This is a genomic window from uncultured Nonlabens sp. (genome assembly GCF_947495285.1).
Taxonomy (GTDB): domain Bacteria; phylum Bacteroidota; class Bacteroidia; order Flavobacteriales; family Flavobacteriaceae; genus Nonlabens.
Genome location: NZ_CANLXZ010000006.1, coordinates 61175 through 76987 on the forward strand (window position 1 = coordinate 61175; position 15813 = coordinate 76987).

Below are 15813 nucleotides of genomic sequence, written 5' to 3' on the forward strand. Positions count from 1 at the left end.
ATGAGTTTACTAGTCTTTTAATTCCGCTTTCGCGAAAGCGGAATTAAAACAATTTTAAAAATCAAATTTATAAACTGCTCCACCCATAATCTGTAAATTTTGAACTGGGTAGTCCAGGTAATATTCATAATTACCACCGGTGAGATTCTGACCTCTTAAAAAGGCAGTTAACTTAGGATTGATTTTATAGTTAGCGTCTAGGTTAAGATCTACAAAAGAATCAAGAGTCTCTGCTCCGACTCCATTTCTGAAGGCATCTCTCTCACCTACAAAGTAAAGTGTCGCGCCTATATTCCATTTTTCATTGATCTTATAGCTCCCGACAAGGTCTGCAGTGAATTCGGGCAAATGAGAAGCTACGTTATTAAAAGCTTCTCCTTCTGAAACGTCATAACTGAAACCAGTCGCATTTAAGCTAAGGTTAAATGCGGTATTCACATCATAACTTAATGTAGCACCATAAAGTGTGGTATTTAAATTTGCATATTGTGTGTAGAAGACGTTTCCATATTCATAAGCTTCTAGACCTGTTGTTGTGATTGCTCCTACTCCTTTATTATAAAAAGACTTGCTCTCTTCTATTTTATAACCACCGAATACTTTGTACCCAAAGTTTTCAGATATTTTACCTTTAAAACCTAATTGAGCATCTAATAACCTGCTAGTAGGTATCACGTCTATTGCTGGTGCTAGAAAGACGTTTTCTCCAGCAAATTGCTGTAATGAATTCATATCTAGACCACCACCTAAAGTAACATAAGGAATGAATTTTTCTTCTACTACGATATAACTCGCTACCACATCTGGATAAACATATACATCACTTTCTGATGCTTCACTGTTATTAAGATAGTTAACCGTCGCACCTAATTTTACTTTATAATTATCTCCATAAAGGTTGATCGCTGGATTTAATCCTGCTTTTAAATACGTGTACTGGTCTGCCGCTGGAATTAAACCTTGAGTATCAAAACTACCGCTCAAGTAATCTAGTTCTACACCTAGTGCAACCTCTGTATCTAAAATGTCAAAACCTAATTGAGGCTGTGCCTTAAAGCGTATCTCACTACCATCATTGCTCGATGTAGTACCGGTAAAGTTTACATCTACACGTTTAAAAATACCGTCAAAGAAGGTTGCTTTACCGCCTAAAGCATAAGATAGGTAGTTAAAGGCAACGTCTGTATCTTCTGTCAGTAGGTTAAGTCCATTTTCATAATCTCCATACCAGTTTGCTGTCTGGTATCTAGCACCTGCTGTGATTCCCCAATTCATGTCTCTAGTGCGTTTTCCATAAGAAACATCTAGTGAGGTGTCCGAGAAAGAATCGTCTGCTATGGATTCTTCTATTCCTCCTTGAGAAGAGTTGTGATTAAAGAAAACCCCAATATCACTGTCTCTATCTAACTCAAAGTTAACTGCAAATTCACCTAATACATTAATGTAATTACCTAACCCTAAACGTGCATAGTTCTTAAAGTACTTAGCCTTTTGGGTGGGCTTTAATCTAGACAGACCAGTTTTGGCCGGTGTAAATGTACTAGCTACAGGAATAGAGAAAATACTATAAGTAACTGGTTTCTTTTTAATCTTAGTTGTATCGCTAAAACTTGGGTTACTCTTTACTTTAAAAGCATCACTTATGGTAGGGTCATAGGCTTTTACTACCGTAATCGTACCACCGTTTAAACGATCTTCCTCTTCTTGTGTAGTTTGTGCAGTAGCGATAGTGGCTGTTAACGCGACTATTGCTAGTGATATATATTTTATACTGAAATTCATTTTTTACTAGTTTTGACTTGTCGGTACGACAGATGAATTTGTTTTTGCGGCTTCATTTTTAATCGTATGGAGCTCGCTTTGTGCAGTTGCTACTACTTCTGGATATTGTGTAAAATTTGCAATCACAGCATCGAGAATAGTAGTTGCATTAAGAGTTTGATTTAGGGCATAATAACTTTTTGCCATGACCACAAGACCTTTGGCACTCCACAACTTATAACCACCATAGTTCTTACTTAAACCATTAATAGTAGCAATAGTAGCATCGTGATTTCCTTCTTTATTCTCAAAGTAGGCTTTATAATAAGTAGCCTCTGCAGCAAGACTACCAGTTGCTGTCTGTCTTACTTTTTCATAACTAGCTTTTGCAGCTGTTTCATCTCCTTGTTTCCATGAAGAGCGTGCGATAATAATCTGGGCGTCAGACTTTACATTATTCTCGATACTAGAATCGCTTAATACTTTATTTGCATAAATAACCGCATCAACATACTTCTCAGTTTCATAATAAGCCTTCATTAAGTTAGACTGCGCATAAATGATGTTCTGAGGGAAATCTGCCAGTTGTTCTAACTGTTGCATAACAGGAATAGCTTTTACATAATTCTTATTTCCTAAATGTATTTCACTTAACCTAGCCAGTGCTTGTTCTGTAAATTCACTTCTCTCCTTTATAATTACAAACTCATAATGAGAAATACTTTCTAGCTTTTTATTTTGTGAGAATAATGATTGTGCTAGATAAAAATGAGCTTTTAAAGCATGTTTACCATTAGGGAACTGCTTTAAATACTTATCCATTTCTCTTGCAGTTCCTTTCATATCACCTTGAATAAATGGCTGCTCTGCACTTTCATAAGCGGTGTCATCTAGCTCATTATCTGTCACCTCAACACCATCTAGACCTCTTACCCATATTGCATAATCGTTAGTACGACCTTGATCTATATAGACCTGTCTCGCACTACTTATAGCCTGTACTGCTTGTGGAGTACCAGAGTATTTATTTGCTACTTGTTTAAACACCGTTAAAGACGCGTCTAGATTACCATCATTATATAATTGTAATCCTTTACGCATCATTGCTTGAGAGGTGTAACTACTATTAGGATATGCTGCAATTAAATTATCATAGGTATGGATACCTTTAGAAACTTGATTGGTATTTATATAGGTATTACCTAATTCATACATCACGTCATCTCTATATTTAGACGTTTTAAACCTGGTAATAAAACGCTCTAAATCTTCTATCTTACGATCGTTTTTCTGTACAAACCCATAAGAAATAGCTTTTTGAAACGCGGCATAATCTGAGTTAAATCCATTCATCTCTATCGCTTTATTATAAGCTTCCATTCCTGGCCAGTACTTTTTTGTTACAAAATTTGCGTCACCTATTCTTAAGTAAGCATCGTTTAATCTAACGCGGTCACTCTTTGCTCGAGACTGTTCTGTGTATGCCGTGAATGATTGTATTGCGGCATCATACTTTTTAAGTTTAAACTCTGTATAACCCATGTCATAATTATACAATTCATCTTCTTCTATAGCAGCACTCATTTTGTTTACCGCTTTAAAATTAGAATAAGCACTTGTAAAATCATTTAATTGGTACATACTTTCTGCTTTCCAGAAAGTTGCTTTTTTCTTAAGTTCAAGATCTACGATGTTATCGATCGCTTTATCTAAATTTCTTAGAGCATCCTGATATTCACCAGCAGTAAATAGATTGAGACCGTAGTATAAAGCTACTTTTCCATAAACTGCCTTATTACCATTTATTCTACCGTCTTCTAATAAGTTAAGCGCCTCTTTATAATTCTTTGAAGTAAAATAAGAATCTATTAGAAATTCATTCATCTCTTCGTTCTTATCTGTTTCAGGATATTTTTCTAGGTAAGCAAGAATAACGGCAGGCACACTATCGTATGGATTCCCATTTTCATAACTAAGCTTTGCATAATTATAAGAAGCATCTTGGGCTATTTGAGCGTCTAGATCCATCTCACTTGCCTTTTTAAAAGCGTTAAGGGCGTCTTCATTACGGTCTAGTTTAATGTAACTTTGACCTAAATGGTAATAGGCATTTTGGGCTGTAGCATTTTCACCGTCTATAATTTTATTAAAAGTCTCTACTGCTTTTTCAAAGTTATCCTGCTTATAATAAGCATACCCTAGCTGATAAAAATCATTATTATTCCACTTACCACGCACACCTTGATACTTTTCTAGATAAGGTAGTGCCTCTGTGTATTTTTCTTTATTAAAAAGAGATTGCCCTATAATGCGGTTTAATTCTGATTGTTCTTTGCGGTTAGATTTCACTAGTTGTTTCTTAGCTAGCTCTATTGCTTTATCAAAGTTTCCTAATTTATAATTTAAGTCTGCTTGATAATAAGATAGTTTCTCATCTGTTTCTGGTGATTCTCCTACTTCATCAAAAAGATCACTAGCCTCTTGCAACTCATCACCTTCATAAGCTATGTAACCTAGATAATACTTTGCTTTACTACCATATTCAGGATCATCACTTACACGATTTAAGAAAGGTTTTGCCTCATCATATTTTTTAGAATGCACAAGAGTATAACCTGTATTAAAAAAATAACGGTTAGCTTGCTTTCGCGAAAGCGTGCCCTTATCCACCCTTTGATACCAGGTAGCAGCTTTTCTATAATCACCATTATCAAAATAGTAATTTGCCACATCGATAACAGCAGAGTTTTTCTTTGTAGATGTAGGGTATTCTTCTACAAAGTTTTCTACTAGCGCGTCTGCATTGCGCTGGTTTAATCGTACCGCACAATTTGCGATGTAATAAGAAGCATTTCCTTTAATCACCTCATCCATAGATGCATCGAGTACTTTTTCAAAAAGCCTTTGCGAGGCTAGATACTGGTCTTCTTGGTAAAGATCTATCGCCTGGTTATAAATAGCCAGATCATCGGTAAATATTTTGGACTGTTGTGCGTTAATTACACCAGTGATATTGATAATAAACAATAGCGCCGTAGTTAGTTTTCTCATAATAAGAAGGATTCTAATTCTAAAGTAAAATTATGATTTACTACGGTAGAACGTCTTAAAACCTCATTAATTATTCATAATCTTATCCACATCTTGATTAACTTTACATCAAATATTTTTATTCATGTCAGATCACGTTTTATCATTAAGTAAAGTAGATGTCTTCCAGAAAGATAACCTTATTCTAAAAAATGTGAATCTGGAAATAGGAAAAGGAGAATTTGTGTACCTTATAGGTAAGACCGGTAGCGGTAAAAGCTCTTTAATGAAAACCCTTTATGGAGATATACCACTTAAAAAAGGAGAAGGAACTATAGTAGACTATAATTTATCTCGCTTACGTAAAAAAGAAATACCTTACCTGAGACGTAAACTAGGCGTGGTTTTTCAGGACTTTAAACTTTTAACTGACCGTAATATCAACGATAATTTAAAATTTGTCCTCAAAGCAACGGGCTGGAAAGGCAAGAAAGAAATGTCTACACGCATCGAGCTAGTACTGGATAAAGTAGGAATGAAGACTAAAGGTTTTAAATACCCACACGAACTTTCTGGTGGTGAGCAACAACGTGTTGCGATAGCAAGAGCATTACTTAACGAGCCAGAACTTATCATTGCAGACGAGCCTACCGGAAATCTAGACCCACAAACCAGTGTGGAAATCATGGAAGTTCTTCAACAAATTAATAAAAATGGAAATACCATCCTCATGGCAACTCATGATTATGCCTTAATTCTTAAATACCCATCTAAAACGCTTAAATGTGATGATGGAGAAATTTTTGAAGTAGTTCAAAAAGCGGTATAACCCAGCTATTTTCCATGACAGAAAAAAAGAAACCTTTCTTCAGTATCATTATACCTACATTTAATGTAGAAAAGGTTCTCGATAATGCCATTAACAGCATTAAGACACAGTCTTCTCAAGACTACGAAATTATAATCATAGATGGTGGTTCTACTGACAACACACTACAACTGATACAGTCATACAGAGATGACACTTTTGTATTGCGTTTTATATCTGAAAAGGATCGCGGTATTTATGACGCTATGAATAAAGGTGTAAAAATGTCTCAAGGTCGTTTTTTATACTTTTTAGGAGCTGACGATTACCTTCTAGATATAAACGTACTAAAGGATATAAAAGAACACGCACAACTCCATCCTGTAGATGTTATTTATGGAAATGTAAATAGTCATAAACTAGGCAATCATTATGCTGGTAAATTTACCGACGCAGCTATTTTTCATAAAAACATATCGCACCAAGCTATTTTCTATACAAGAAAGGTTTTTGACCTTATTGGTTCTTATGATTTATCCTATCACGTGCATGCAGACTGGGCACACAATATAAAATGGTTCTTTCATAAAGCCATAAAACATAGATTCATCGATAGAAACATCGCCTATTTTAGCGATGGCGGATACAGCGCTGTAAAAAAAGATCATACCTTTAGAAAACATATTTTTAAACTGTATTACAAAAATGCAAGGAATAGAAATTCTGTTTTAAAAACGCTTCTCTTAATCACCAAAGGAGTTTACTCAAGAATAAGTAGATGATGGACCATAGATTCTTAACTATTATACCGCTTTACAATAAAGAAGCTGCTATAGAAAGAGCTATTTCATCTGTTCTCGCACAAACTGTTGCAACCGATTTATTAATTATTAACGACGGCTCTACAGACGATAGTTTATCCATTGCAAGCGAGTTTGAGAGTGATGCTGTCATGATCATATCACAAGATAATCAAGGAGTAAGCAACGCTAGAAACAAAGGCATCTCTTATGCAAAATCTAACAATTATGATGGCATCCTATTTCTAGATGCAGACGATTATTGGGAAACGAACCATGTAGAAGAACTAACTAAAACCATTTTAAAGTTTCCTAACGCTAGGGTGTTTGCTAACAACTATAAAATAAAGAAAAGCGCTACTACATTTGAAGCAACTCTATTTTCTAATTTAGAAACTGATAACTCTAGAGAGTTAGATAACTTCTTTACCTACAACTATCTTAATTCTACACTGTTCTCTTCTAGTTTTGGGATTAAAACTAGCGTTACCTCACTTTATAATGAAGAGATAACACATTCTGAAGATATTGATTTTTATATAAAATTAGCTTTACATGAAAAGATCGCATTTAACCCTACAGTTACTGTCATAAAAGATGAAACTGCAGTAAACAGATCTCATCTCATAAATTTAGAAAACAGAACTTATACAGATTTTGATATCTATGAAAAGTTCTCATCACAACATAAAGGCTTAAAGAAATTTCTAGACATTAATAGATATGCACTTGCCATAGAATTGATTATAGCAAATAAAAAAGTAGAAGCTCAACAATTAGTTAGTAAAATGGACTTTTCTAATTTAACAGTAAAACAACAGAAGTTACTTAAATTAAGTAGCTGGCAATTAAAATTATTAAAAAGAGTACATCACAGTTTATCTAATTCTGGATTAAGAATTAGAACCGGTCGCTAGATAGAAATCTTCTTTTTCTCTTATGTAATCAGATTCTTCAAATTCATGAGAAGCAAGAACCAGACACATCGCACCACTAGAGAAGTCAGCAAGCTCACGCCATACCATGGTAGAAATTAATAAACCTTTATCTGGTTTATTTAAAGTTACCGTTTCTTTCACTTTACCGTTATCTAATATTACCGTAAAACTACCAGATACAGCGATCAATAATTCTAGACATTCTTTATGTGCATGACCACCGCGATGGGAATCACTAGGCACGTCGTACAAATAATAAACACGCTCTATTTTATAAGGAATCGTATCTTTTTCTAGTACCGCGAGATTACCACGAGGGTCTGTAATTTTAGGAATGTCTATAATCTTATAATCCATAAATCAAATATACTATTGTTTAAGATCATTCTCGCCAGGTCTTTTAAAACCACTGACGTAATCATTTGCACCTTGTTGAAACACCTTCATTTTATGCCATAAAACACTTAAAGATCTTTCATAACCTTTGCGCCATAAAAAGAAAAGGTATTTAAAAGAATAAAAAACTGCTGTAATTGCATTTCTCTTAGCGGCCAGTGCACCTCGTGCATAAATTAATCGGTCTGACATCACCTCATCACTACTAGTAATAGCATCGTGCTGCACAATAGTCTCTGCAACAAAACCTATTGTCAACCCTTTATAAAGCACCTCTTCTAAGAAAATTAAATTTTCAGAATCCTGAAACTGCGCGCCGAGACCAAATCTTTCATCAAACCTTAAATTTAATTGTACGACCTCTTTTCTTTTAAAAGTAATTTCTGGAGATAATACTGGGATAATTGTTTTAAAATCATGCTTGTAAAAAGAATTTTTATAATTATAAAAACCTTTTCCGCTAGGTATGGTTGTTTTAAAGGTTAGTACCGTATCCACATACTCGTTATGTGCCGCTACTACTACACTTATAGCATTAGTTTCAATAATGCAATCGTCGTCTAGTATCCAGCACAAGTCTTTTAAAGAGTTTTGAATAGCTAGATTACGGCTTTTACTCAAACCCATCTCTCGCATAGGAATCACTCTAATGTTCTCATGAATCGAGATCAACTCACTATCAAGAGATTGATTAACAATCAACACATGAGCCTTTATACTATCAAGAGGCTGTTTAAACATGGTTTCTAGAAATGAAAAGTCACTCCTATTCATAGTAGCGATACAAATTTCTAGGTCATCTGATGTGTAATTGCTCAAGTGCTTATCTTTACCTCAAATATACTTCTATATGCGCATATTGCTCGTAGGTGAATACAGTGGATTTCATAATTCCTTAAAACATGGTCTGCAACAGCTAGATCATGAAGTAACTATTGTAGGTGATGGCGACGGTTTTAAACGTTTTCCTGTAGATATAGAAGTAGGCAGCACGTATTTTGAACAAAGCTGGTTACATCGCAAAATAAAAGTAGGCTGGTGGAAACTGACAGGCTATAATCTAGAAGATAGATTGAAATTAGCACGCTTTCGCGAAAGCGAGAACCTTCTAAAAAACTACGATATCGTACAGTTTATCAATTCTAACCCATTTGGGTGCGAGCCGGCTGTAGAACGTATCATGCTGGATTTTCTAATTAAAAATAATCAAAAGTCCTTTTTAATAGCCTGTGGTGATGACCATGAATATGCCCGATTTCTTACAGAAGAACATGAGGGTTACAATATTTTAGACTCGGTACACAGAGGAGATTTTCAAAAACAGCAATTGTTTCACACGTATAAATATCTAGGTGATGGTTACCGAGATAATTATTATAAAGTACTAGAAGCCTCTCAAAATATAATACCTAGTAATGTAGATTATGCGATGGCTCTAAAACAGCAGGATAAGGCAACGGCTATAATTCCTGCAGCTATCAACCATTCAAAATTTCAATTAGAATTAAATACAGATCTCTCACAAATTCAAATATTTATGGGAATCAACAGAGGTAATTATTGGAAAAAGGGAATCAACTATTTTGAAGAAGCGCTAGAAATTATAAAGAAGAAATACGGTAATAAAGTCTTTATTACGATAGCAGAAAGCCTACCCTATCAAGAATATATTACCAAATATAAAAACGCTCATATTTTACTAGATCAAGTATTGTGTTATGACCAAGGTTACAATGCGCTAGAAGCTATGGCGCAGGGAAAAGTTGTTTTTTCTGGCGGTAGTTCTATTTATTTAAAAGCGCATGATCTAGCCTCTGTCCCTGTCATGGACGCGAGACCAGATGTAGATTATCTAGTAAATCAATTATCTATTCTCATTGATAACCCACAAGATATTCTAGAAATAGGAAAAGCCGCTAGAAAACATATTCTAGACCATCACGACAGTATAAAAATAGCGCGAGCATATCAACAACACTACCTTAACATCGGATAGATATAAAAATAAGTTTGCCGATTTTAAGTAAAAAGAAGTAACTTTGAGGCGTGGAGAACTGGAAAGATATACGTGTACCCTATGAAGTTATGGATTTACTTCTCAAAATAGATGAGAAGAAAGCCAGACTAGATCTATATAGACCATTTTCAAGCCCTGTTGTACACAGCATTAAAGAGAGCCTATCTCTAGAATGGACTTACAATTCTAATAGTATAGAAGGAAACACACTAACACTTCAAGAAACGAGAATGGTTCTTGAAGATGGATTAACGGTAAGCGGTAAATCAATAAATGAATACTTTGAAGCTGTAAATCATCATGAGGCGATAGATTACGTAGAAAATCTGGTACAACCTGATTATGTTTTTAGAGAACGAGATATTCTTAATGTTCATGAGCTAGTCATGGACCGTATAGATAAAGATTTTGCTGGTCGCATACGTAATGCAGGTGTAAGAATAAGCGGCGCCAACTTTGTCCCTCCTAACGCAAGAAAAGTTTCTGATTTAATAGAAGAACTTATTACTTGGGTAAATGAAGAAGACCTAGATATTCATCCTGTCATAAAAGCGACTATTTTCCATCATCGTTTTGTGTGGATACATCCATTCTTTGATGGTAATGGCCGTACGGCTAGGTTGGTTTTTAACTTGCTATTTTTAAAAGAAGGTTATCCACCAGCAATTATTTTAAAGGTAGATCGTAAAAAATATTACACTGCGCTTAATGACGCAAATAATGGAAATTTAGAAAAACTATTCTTCTTAGTAGGAAGAGCGGTAATGCGTTCCTTAGACATTTACTTAAGTAATCTAGATGACACCGCTGGAGACTATGCACCTATTTCTAAAATTGTTAAAGAACCATCGATCTCCTATGGTCAGGAATATGTGAGTTTGCTCGCTCGTCAAGGCAAAATAGACGCGTATAAAGAAGGACGCGTATGGTACACTACAGAAAAAGCAGTAACCGACTATATTTCTAATAGGAAGAGAAAAAGAAAACTTGATTGAGTTTTTTTTGGACCTTAGGGGTTTTGAGTGAATCTAAAAAAGGCTCTAAAAATCAAATTGATATTTAGAGCCTTTTTTTACTATAAAATTCTAGTTAGAATTTACTCTATTTATTTTTCCATTGAATATCTATTCCAGCAAAATCTTGAGCTGTTTGTTCTTTAGCTTGTTTAGGAATTACACATTCAAATTCTAATGCAACTTCTAGACCATCATCTAGATAGAATAACATAGTCTCTTCTCCTTCATAATCACAAATTACTACGGCATGAATTTCATGCACAGCAAAGTATTCGTCTTTAACTTCTTGAGGTTCTACAAATTCAAAATAATGTAAAACTTGCGCTCCTTTAAAATAATCTATTTGTTGTAAGTAAAGATCTTTTTCCATGCAGCAAAGGTAAGATTAAAGGAATTAAAAAAGCCAGTTCATAAAAACTGGCTTTAAAATTATAATCGATCTAAAAGTTAATTACACCGTACGATTTACATCAAACGCTTCTAGCAATTGTGCCACACGTTGAACAAACTGTCCACCTAACGCACCGTTTACCACTCTATGGTCGTAACTATGAGATAAAAACATCTTCATTCTTATACCGATAAAGTCACCTTCTGGTGTTTCTACAACAGCAGGTACTTTTCTTATCGCACCTAGAGCAAGAATACCCACTTGTGGCTGATTGATAATAGGTGTTCCTAACACAGAACCAAAAGTACCTACGTTAGTTACCGTATACGTACCGCCTTGAGTATCGTCTGGTTTTAATTTTGCATTTCTAGCCCTGTTAGCCAGGTCATTTACTGACTTTGCCATACCTACTAGATTTAATTGGTCTGCATTTTTAATAACAGGCACAATTAAATTACCATCTGGTAAAGCAGCAGCCATACCTAGGTTTATATTTTTACGTTTAATGATTTTATCACCATCTAGAGCGATATTCATCATCGGGAATTCTTTTAAAGCTTGTGCTACTGCTTCCATAAAAATAGGTGTAAAGGTCAGGTTCTCACCTTCTCTTTGTTTAAAACCATCTTTATGTTTCTTTCTCCAGTTCCAGATATTAGTCACATCACACTCAATAAAACTTTGAACGTGTGCACTAGTCTGTACTGATGCCACCATGTGGTGAGCAATCAGTTTACCCATACGTGACATTTCAATAATTTCATCTTCTCCATTTACAGACACTGGAGCAGCCTTTGCAGCTGGTTTAGAAACCGCAGCAGCTTCAGGAGCGGCTGTCTTTGCAGGTGCAGCAGTTTTACCTGCTTTCTTATCTGCAACATATTGTAATATGTCGTTTTTAGTAACACGACCATCTTTACCTGTGCCAGAAATTGATTCTAGCTCTGTAAGAGATATACTTTCTTCTTTTGCTATATTCTTTACTAGTGGAGAGTAAAAAGAATCGCTATCTGTATAATCTACATTTTCTGTAACCTGAGAGATTTGCTTTTCTACTTCGGTAGCAGCAGCTTCTACCTCTTTAGTTGCAGTAACAGTAGTTTCTTCTGGAGCAGCAGTAGTCGCTCCGGTATCATTACCATCAGTTTCTATAATTGCAATAGTCTGGCCTACTTGCACCACATCATCTACTTGAAATAAAATCTCAACAAGAGTTCCATCTACCTCACTAGGCACTTCACTATCCACCTTATCTGTCGCTATTTCTAAAACAGGCTCGTCCATTTCTATGGTGTCGCCTACATTTTTAAGCCAAGAAGTTATTGTAGCCTCTGCTACAGATTCTCCCATTTTAGGTAATTTCAGTTCAAATTTTGCCATAACTAATAAGGTACTATAACGTTTTAATTATTTTGCAAAAGTACTAATTAAACAGTTTACAATTGCGGATTACTCATCGATATAGCAATGTTTTAAGAATCATTTATCGATTTTGCAGTGTTTACAAAGATCTATTAGACAATTTTCATTATCCCACGCGATTTACTACTATCACTACCTATATAGAAGGTTTTATTCTGATTCAGAAATCTATAAGTCCTTTCTGTATTATTAGACATGTAATAAATTATTTTTTCAAATTTTAAAGAACCCACATCCCAAAGCACACTCTCGTTCAGCCTATTACAGGATTCTAGCATTTCTATAAAAACTGTAGATTTTACATTTTTTATTTGAAGCGCAGGATCTTTGGTAACGATTATAAATTCTTTTTCTTCTTGGACAGTTTCGGTCGTTTTTGTGCCTTTCATGGCTATCATACTGTGTATTAAAAGATCAATTGCCTTTTTTTCTAAGGTAGATTGTTTAAAATACTTATCGTAAAATAACCCCATGGCTCCATAAAACCTTTTTAAATAGATTTTATCTTTTACGGTACTTTCTCCTTTAAAATGAATCACTTTTTGATCACCTAGGTAATAATTATCATATCCTTTTTGAAGCGCCGTGTAACTTAAATCGATATCTTCTCCATACATAAAGTAACGCTCGTCAAAACCACCGCAATCTTTAAACACATTTTTATGACAGAACATAAATGCACCTACTAGCACCTCTACTTTGCCTCTTTCGTTTTGACCAACTTCATTAAAGTAATAGTTACTGTCCTTGCCCAGCATTTTTTGTCTCGCGACTTTAGGTGTAGGAACATGTCTTTTACTTTCTGGCAAATATTTACCTGCTCCATCTATAAGCTGGGTTCCTAAAAAGCCTGCTTTGGGTTCCGCTTTCGCGAAAGCGAGACACTCTTCAAAAACCTTCTCTCCTACTATCGTATCTGGGTTTAAAATACACAGGTAATCTCCTTGAGCTCGTTCTACAGCAAGGTTATTCCCTTTAGAAAAACCATGATTTTCTTTATGTGCTATCACTTTTATACGATCACCATAAACAGAGGCTAACATCTCTAGGCTGTGATCTGTAGAACTATTATCAGCTACGATAATCTCTGCATCTAGATTTTTAACAGCTCGCATCACACTATAAACACACAACTCAAGAAAAGCTGCTGCGTTATAATTAAGTATGATGATGGATAATTGCAAGAATTAGTTTTTTAATGAGTTCTCATAAGGAACGCGATGTAAGATACTTCTTCCTAGCGTTACCTCATCGGCAAATTCTAACTCGTCTCCTACGGCTATTCCTCTCGCGATGGTAGAAGTGTTGACTTCTAGTCCATCGAGTTGTTTGAAGATATAAAAGTTAGTAGTATCACCTTCTATGGTAGGACTTAGCGCAAAAATAATTTCTGTAACGCCATCATTTTTCACACGATCTACGAGTGATCTTACTTTAAGATCTTGTGGCCCTATTCCATCCATAGGGCTTATTTTACCGCCTAAAACATGGTACAAACCACGATACTGACTCGTGTTTTCTATAGCCATGACGTCGCGTATATCTTCTACCACACAAACGATGGACTGATCGCGGTTGTGACTGGCACAAATCTCACAAATCTCTACGTCACTTACATTATGGCATTTTTTACAAAAATTAAGATCGTGTCGCATTTTTAATAACGCGTCAGATAATGCATCTGTATTATGCTCTGGCTGGCGCATTAAATGCAATACCAGTCGCAATGCGGTGCGTTTACCTATACCTGGTAATTGCGATACTTGATCTACCGCTTCTTCTAATATTTTTGAGGAAAAATTCATGATAAATGAATCAAAGCAAAAACAGCATAATTGATCATGTCTTGATAATTTGCATCGATACCTTCTGATACTAATGTTGCTCCCTTATTATCTTCAATTTGTTTAACTCTCAATAATTTTTGCAGAATCAAATCAGTTAAAGAGCTTACTCGCATATCTCTCCATGCCTCACCATAATCATGGTTTTTATCCATCATTAACTGTTTAGTAATAGCAACATGATGATCGTATAAAGCAACGGCCTCTTCTAGCTCTAGATCTGGTTGCTCTACCACACCTTTTTCTAGTTGTATAAGCGCCATTATGGAATAATTAATAATGCCTATAAATTCGCTTTCTTGGCCTTCGTCCACCTTTGTTTCTACAAGAGTTTGAAGACCTCTTATGCGCTGTGCTTTTATAAAAATCTGATCTGTAAGTGATGGCAAGCGTAAAATGCGCCATGCACTACCATAATCCTTCATTTTATTAGAAAACAAATCACGACATCGTGTGATAACTGCATCATATTGCTGGCTGGTTTGCGACATAAGGGCTATAAATTTTGCGTAAATTTCGCATTTAAAACTCAATTAACCATATTTCATGGCGACTATAAATTGCGCGGGCACACTTATCGACCTTTCTACACCTCATACCATGGGTATTGTAAACTGCACACCAGACTCTTTTTATGATGGTGGAAAACTTAAAAATGACGCTGCTATCTTAAATCAGGTAGAAACCATGCTAGATGCTGGCGCTACATTTATAGATGTAGGTGGCTACAGCTCTAGACCAGATGGTACGGACATTTGTGTAGAAGAAGAGTTATCTAGAGTTCTCCCAGTTCTTGATTTGATAACAGCTCGATTTTCTATTAGAGGTTTAAGTTGTGACAGCTTTCGCGAAAGCGTAATAGAAAAGGCTATTAATCACGGAGCGACTATCGTGAACGATATAAGCGCCGGTCTTTTATCTGAAAACACGTTACAAACTGTGGGAAAAGCAAGAATCCCCTACATCATGATGCACATGCGTGGTACTCCACAAACCATGAAAACCATGACCAGTTATGATAATATGGTGATAGAAATAAATCGTTATTTTTCTGAACGTGTTGCTGCTGCAAGAGCTTGCGGAATTAATGACATCATTATAGATCCTGGTTTTGGTTTTGCAAAAACTACCCAACAAAATTTTGAATTACTCTCTGATCTAGATCTTTTAAAAGCTCATGGACTACCTATTCTAGCTGGAATATCTCGTAAATCAATGATTTACAAAACCCTAGAATGTACCGCACAAGAATCTCTAAATGGGACAACAGCTTTAAATATGGTGTGTTTAATGAAAGGCGCAAAAATTTTACGTGTGCACGATGTTAAAGAAGCGATGGAAACTATAGCGCTTTATAACCGGTTAACTGTAAAATAATTATATTTTAGCT

At 35.3% G+C, this 15813-nt stretch carries 15 protein-coding genes; 6 read left to right on the forward strand and 9 right to left on the reverse strand.

Annotation, left to right across the window (positions count from 1 at the left end; all coding sequences use genetic code 11):
- Positions 1 to 54 precede the first annotated feature (54 nt).
- A complete protein-coding gene (locus Q0838_RS03705; RefSeq protein ID WP_298951460.1) occupies positions 55 to 1782 on the reverse strand; it encodes a TonB-dependent receptor in 1728 nt (575 codons plus the stop codon).
- Between the two features lie 6 nt (positions 1783 to 1788).
- Complete coding sequence (locus tag Q0838_RS03710) at positions 1789 to 4812, reverse strand: tetratricopeptide repeat protein (protein WP_298951462.1); 3024 nt, start codon at positions 4810 to 4812, stop codon at positions 1789 to 1791.
- Positions 4813 to 4936: 124 nt separating this feature from the next.
- Here Q0838_RS03710 and Q0838_RS03715 point away from each other — a divergent pair, with 124 nt between their 5' ends.
- Genes Q0838_RS03715 through Q0838_RS03725 form a run of 3 tightly spaced genes read left to right on the forward strand, consistent with a single transcriptional unit; the run spans position 4937 to position 7316 of the window.
- Positions 4937 to 5620 carry an ATP-binding cassette domain-containing protein gene (locus Q0838_RS03715; RefSeq protein WP_298951465.1) on the forward strand — a complete coding sequence of 228 codons (684 nt, stop codon included), beginning with the start codon at positions 4937 to 4939 and terminating at the stop codon, positions 5618 to 5620.
- A gap of 14 nt (positions 5621 to 5634) precedes the next feature.
- Positions 5635 to 6381 carry a glycosyltransferase family 2 protein gene (locus Q0838_RS03720; RefSeq protein WP_298951468.1) on the forward strand — a complete coding sequence of 249 codons (747 nt, stop codon included), beginning with the start codon at positions 5635 to 5637 and terminating at the stop codon, positions 6379 to 6381.
- The gene (locus Q0838_RS03725) at positions 6378 to 7316 is read left to right on the forward strand and encodes a glycosyltransferase family 2 protein (RefSeq protein WP_298951470.1); all 939 of its coding nucleotides are present in this window, start codon (positions 6378 to 6380) and stop codon (positions 7314 to 7316) included. The genes Q0838_RS03720 and Q0838_RS03725 overlap by 4 nt, the downstream gene beginning before the upstream one ends.
- Here Q0838_RS03725 and Q0838_RS03730 read toward each other — a convergent pair.
- A complete protein-coding gene (locus tag Q0838_RS03730) occupies positions 7293 to 7694 on the reverse strand; it encodes an FdtA/QdtA family cupin domain-containing protein (protein WP_298951473.1) in 402 nt (133 codons plus the stop codon). The two genes, Q0838_RS03725 and Q0838_RS03730, sit on opposite strands and share 24 nt — an antisense overlap.
- A 12-nt stretch (positions 7695 to 7706) precedes the next feature.
- The gene (locus Q0838_RS03735) at positions 7707 to 8552 is read right to left on the reverse strand and encodes a glycosyltransferase (protein WP_298951476.1); all 846 of its coding nucleotides are present in this window, start codon (positions 8550 to 8552) and stop codon (positions 7707 to 7709) included.
- A gap of 31 nt (positions 8553 to 8583) precedes the next feature.
- Between Q0838_RS03735 and Q0838_RS03740 the strand changes: the two genes are divergently transcribed.
- The gene (locus tag Q0838_RS03740; protein WP_298951479.1) at positions 8584 to 9729 is read left to right on the forward strand and encodes a glycosyltransferase; all 1146 of its coding nucleotides are present in this window, start codon (positions 8584 to 8586) and stop codon (positions 9727 to 9729) included.
- A 50-nt stretch (positions 9730 to 9779) separates the two neighbouring features.
- A complete protein-coding gene (locus Q0838_RS03745; RefSeq protein ID WP_298951482.1) occupies positions 9780 to 10745 on the forward strand; it encodes a Fic family protein in 966 nt (321 codons plus the stop codon).
- Positions 10746 to 10851: 106 nt separating this feature from the next.
- Here the strand turns inward: Q0838_RS03745 and Q0838_RS03750 are convergent, their stop codons facing one another.
- From Q0838_RS03750 to Q0838_RS03770, 5 genes are all read right to left on the reverse strand, one after another.
- A complete protein-coding gene (locus Q0838_RS03750) occupies positions 10852 to 11136 on the reverse strand; it encodes a hypothetical protein (RefSeq protein ID WP_298951485.1) in 285 nt (94 codons plus the stop codon).
- An 81-nt stretch (positions 11137 to 11217) separates the two neighbouring features.
- Entirely contained in the window at positions 11218 to 12537 is a 1320-nt protein-coding gene (locus Q0838_RS03755) for a dihydrolipoamide acetyltransferase family protein (protein WP_298951488.1), read from the reverse strand.
- Between the two features lie 134 nt (positions 12538 to 12671).
- The gene (locus Q0838_RS03760; RefSeq protein WP_298951491.1) at positions 12672 to 13763 is read right to left on the reverse strand and encodes a glycosyltransferase family 2 protein; all 1092 of its coding nucleotides are present in this window, start codon (positions 13761 to 13763) and stop codon (positions 12672 to 12674) included.
- A gap of 3 nt (positions 13764 to 13766) precedes the next feature.
- Positions 13767 to 14384, reverse strand: coding sequence for a recombination mediator RecR (recR, locus tag Q0838_RS03765; protein ID WP_104516052.1), 618 nt, complete (start codon positions 14382 to 14384; stop codon positions 13767 to 13769).
- Entirely contained in the window at positions 14381 to 14914 is a 534-nt protein-coding gene (locus tag Q0838_RS03770) for a DUF1599 domain-containing protein (protein WP_298951503.1), read from the reverse strand. Before Q0838_RS03770 ends, recR begins: the two co-directional genes overlap by 4 nt.
- Positions 14915 to 14969: 55 nt before the next feature.
- On the opposite strand from Q0838_RS03770, the gene folP reads away from it, so the two are divergent.
- On the forward strand, positions 14970 to 15800 hold the full coding sequence (gene folP, locus Q0838_RS03775) for a dihydropteroate synthase (protein WP_298951506.1): 831 nt from the start codon (positions 14970 to 14972) through the stop codon (positions 15798 to 15800).
- Positions 15801 to 15813: the final 13 nt, after the last annotated feature.

What these genes read in the sequence shown, in the direction of transcription:
- Q0838_RS03705 (WP_298951460.1), bottom strand. Translation starts at nt 1,782, where the DNA reads ATGAATTTCAGTATAAAATATATATCACTAGCAATAGTCGCGTTAACA.
- Q0838_RS03710 (WP_298951462.1), bottom strand. Translation starts at nt 4,812, where the DNA reads ATGAGAAAACTAACTACGGCGCTATTGTTTATTATCAATATCACTGGT.
- Q0838_RS03715 (WP_298951465.1), top strand. Translation starts at nt 4,937, where the DNA reads ATGTCAGATCACGTTTTATCATTAAGTAAAGTAGATGTCTTCCAGAAA.
- Q0838_RS03720 (WP_298951468.1), top strand. Translation starts at nt 5,635, where the DNA reads ATGACAGAAAAAAAGAAACCTTTCTTCAGTATCATTATACCTACATTT.
- Q0838_RS03725 (WP_298951470.1), top strand. Translation starts at nt 6,378, where the DNA reads ATGATGGACCATAGATTCTTAACTATTATACCGCTTTACAATAAAGAA.
- Q0838_RS03730 (WP_298951473.1), bottom strand. Translation starts at nt 7,694, where the DNA reads ATGGATTATAAGATTATAGACATTCCTAAAATTACAGACCCTCGTGGT.
- Q0838_RS03740 (WP_298951479.1), top strand. Translation starts at nt 8,584, where the DNA reads ATGCGCATATTGCTCGTAGGTGAATACAGTGGATTTCATAATTCCTTA.
- Q0838_RS03750 (WP_298951485.1), bottom strand. Translation starts at nt 11,136, where the DNA reads ATGGAAAAAGATCTTTACTTACAACAAATAGATTATTTTAAAGGAGCG.
- Q0838_RS03755 (WP_298951488.1), bottom strand. Translation starts at nt 12,537, where the DNA reads ATGGCAAAATTTGAACTGAAATTACCTAAAATGGGAGAATCTGTAGCA.
- recR (WP_104516052.1), bottom strand. Translation starts at nt 14,384, where the DNA reads ATGAATTTTTCCTCAAAAATATTAGAAGAAGCGGTAGATCAAGTATCG.
- Q0838_RS03770 (WP_298951503.1), bottom strand. Translation starts at nt 14,914, where the DNA reads ATGTCGCAAACCAGCCAGCAATATGATGCAGTTATCACACGATGTCGT.
- folP (WP_298951506.1), top strand. Translation starts at nt 14,970, where the DNA reads ATGGCGACTATAAATTGCGCGGGCACACTTATCGACCTTTCTACACCT.